At 56.3% G+C, this 2,836-nt stretch carries 3 protein-coding genes; all 3 read right to left on the bottom strand.

Annotated features, from left to right (window positions below):
- Nucleotides 1-123: 123 nt before the first annotated feature.
- Entirely contained in the window at nt 124-744 is a 621-nt protein-coding gene (locus VN887_02030) for a hypothetical protein (GenBank protein ID HXT38779.1), read from the bottom strand.
- 37 nt (nt 745-781) lie between these two features.
- The gene (locus VN887_02035) at nt 782-1,441 is read right to left on the bottom strand and encodes an SEC-C domain-containing protein (protein HXT38780.1); all 660 of its coding nucleotides are present in this window, start codon (nt 1,439-1,441) and stop codon (nt 782-784) included.
- A 649-nt stretch (nt 1,442-2,090) separates the two neighbouring features.
- Nucleotides 2,091-2,836 (bottom strand): hypothetical protein (locus VN887_02040; protein ID HXT38781.1); only part of this gene is annotated, 746 nt, incomplete at its 5' end.

The following is a 2,836-nucleotide window of genomic DNA, read 5'->3' on the forward strand; positions in this document are numbered from 1 at the left end:
AGATGCACGCCCGAAGACAGCTACGGTGGACTCGGTACCTTCCTGATGTCCTGCGCCGGCCATTCGGGAATGTTCGTAACGAACGATCACAAGGCCACCGAGTCCCGCCAGCAGCTTAACGAGCTACGGTTGGAGCCGGTCCGCTATTGGAAGCACCGACCCGTTGCTGATCCTGTAAGCACGTCTGGCCTTCCGCCTCAGGCGGGACGCGTGTGTAGTCGAGATTTTTTCTTTCAACTCGGCTCGTATCTGGTTTAGAGACTTTTCGTCTGATAACAGAAGCGTCAGCACTTCCGGCTTCTCCCACCAGCCGAATGTGCGCGCTTTGCCTCCTATGATCTTGAGGCGCCACTCACTCATGCGCCCTCCGGTGATCGCGCGGTCCTTATGCTTCTTTTCGAACTGCCGCGGGGTAAGCGTTCTCATATCGTCTTTCGCCTTGCGCCAGAACTTCTCTGAATCCTTTGCCCAATTGAAGCCGAGCGCCAGGCGGGCCCGCTTCAGGGTTGTGCGGCCGGCCGGCAAATCGAAGATCGTGCCATCGTACTTGAGTGCGCACTGCTCCCAGAATGCTTTTAGTTCATTGCTGTAAATGAGGCGGTAAGGACCTCCGGCCTCGTAGTGGCCAGGATTTGTTCTCCTGCCGTAATACAGGTCGAAGCCGTACTTTGTTGCGCGCGCTTCTTTGATGTCCCATTCGAGCCCGAGCGCATCTTTAATGGTGACTGCGTGTGAATATTTCATCGCGATGTGGTGACCTGCCAAGTGAACGGTTCGACTGTTATGCGACTGGGTTGGAAAGTACCGGGGGAGCGTTTTTTCCACAGCAGCGCTTGTATTTTTCGCCTGACTTGCACGGGCAAGGGGCGCTGCGAGGAATCAGCGTTGTTTTTTCCGGCTCAGATTGGGTTTGTTTTGTATCAGCGCTTTGCGCAGCATTTTCAGTGAGCTGCCGCTGCCGTTGCTCGAGGTCCTTTTTCAAGAGGGCATCCATGGCCATCGCCTGTTTGATCATGACTTCGGCCGGGTGGAGGTTTTCGGTCTGCAGCCGGCGGAGTTCTTTGAGCGAGCGATGGAAAGTGCGCTGAGCGGCGGCGCGGGCGCGGTCGATGGAGGTCTGGAGGCGGTCGAGTTCTTCGTCGGTCAGGTTCTCCGGCGGGGCGACTTCGAGACTTGCGCAGCGGCGGAGTCGCCATGCGGCATGGATGATCTCGCGGGCGAGAGTCTGTTCGAGAGACGTTACGGGCGCGAGTTCGGCGAGATAGCCGGACTCGAATTCACCAAAGATGTCCTGCTCTTCAGGGCGGACGAAATTCGCGACGGAGAAGAGGCCAAGTTTGGTTGCGTTCTGTGAAACGCGAGCCTTGCCGGTGGCCGTGACAGGGCCGGATGACCTTTCGGCGTTCTGCCGATTGGCCAGGATCTGGGCGGGGGTTGCCATGGGAAATCCGAATATACGGTAGGGATTTTCAGGACTGCAGTTAAGTTACTGAAAACGTTCGGCAAAAACCTCGTGAACGGTCCGGCTGGTTTGCCACGAGCGGGGTGAACGGCCGTCGCGAGGTATGTATATGCGGAAGAATCTGACGTTCACCTGACCGATATCGAAGAAAAAGTTCCGACTCGGCGGACATCTCGCCCTTTCAGCAATGGCCATTCTCAAGGCGCAAGTGTTCGGCGCCGTCAACCTGACTCCGAACCGATGACTTCGGTCTCTCGATCCTTGTGCCCGGTTCGCTTCGAAGTCGGCCGTTGCGTAGTTCGGCATCGGCCACGCGGATAATCAGGCGGCGCATCAACGTGTTGTTTCAAAACGCGATGGCCGGTGAGAGATGCAAATGGAAATGATCGGCGCCCTGATATCGAATGGAAATACAAGGCCTGCCCCTCGGGTCACTGAGTGATGGCTAAATCAGTGAAGTCCCATAACCTGAGGCTCGAGTTTTCCAGAATATTAATTCCGGGTTCGTCCACGCTGGTAAACCGACGTGCGACGGAAACCTGTATAACCGGGCCACGTGCAACGCGAGACGAATGATGCAAATAGTGGCGGCCGAAATCGCATCATGCGAATTTAACCCGGCGTCCAACTATCGCTGCAAACTCCAAATGTTCCCCGTCAATTCTCCCAGACCCATCACAATCTTGTTGCGGGAAACATCGATCTCAAGAAAGCTTGTGCCGACGTTATTCATTGCGAGTCGGGAATTGTGAAAGTGGTATAGCGGAAATGGCGTGCCGATTAGCTGCTTGTTGCGCCGCTCTACGCGTTGCGCCCAAAGGCAAAACTGGCCGTCACGGTCGGAGATGAAATAGATCAGGTTGCCCCCGGGCGACCACCGCGGCTTATCGTCCCAACGGCTCGGATGAGGAATCGCGATCCAATTGTCCGTCTCGGGAGTTCCGTCGATCTTCAACGGCGCCACGAAAAGCCGGCAACCTATAGCGGCCGCTTGAGAATTACAGCCGACCAGGAGCACAGATTGATCGTCCGGCGAGAACCTGGCCTGAAACAGCCCATAGCCCGGCTTACTCAAGAACAAAGACGCACGCCGGGCCGACCTGTCCTGCATATATACATTTGGGTCGGAATATCTGGCAAAAAGCAGGCGCTTGTTATCCGCCGACCAATCCCAAACTTTGCCGGCCTTTGCGCTTTCATCGGTCACACGCGGGGGCCACGGGTCAGTCCGCAGAATCTCGATCTGGTCCTGTGAGCTACTGTAGGCGAGCAGGGTTCCGTCTCGCGAAATCTGCGGATGAAACTGAGGGTGCTTTATCTGCGGGAAAGAAGCCTCCTTCCTGGTTGCAAGGTTCTTTACGCGCACCTGGAAAG

The sequence above is a fragment of the Candidatus Angelobacter sp. genome, assembly GCA_035607015.1.
Taxonomy (GTDB): domain Bacteria; phylum Verrucomicrobiota; class Verrucomicrobiia; order Limisphaerales; family AV2; genus AV2.

Bases quoted from the DNA above. Each gene is read 5' to 3' on its own strand.
- VN887_02030 (HXT38779.1), bottom strand. From the start codon at position 744: ATGAAATATTCACACGCAGTCACCATTAAAGATGCGCTCGGGCTCGAA.
- VN887_02035 (HXT38780.1), bottom strand. From the start codon at position 1,441: ATGGCAACCCCCGCCCAGATCCTGGCCAATCGGCAGAACGCCGAAAGG.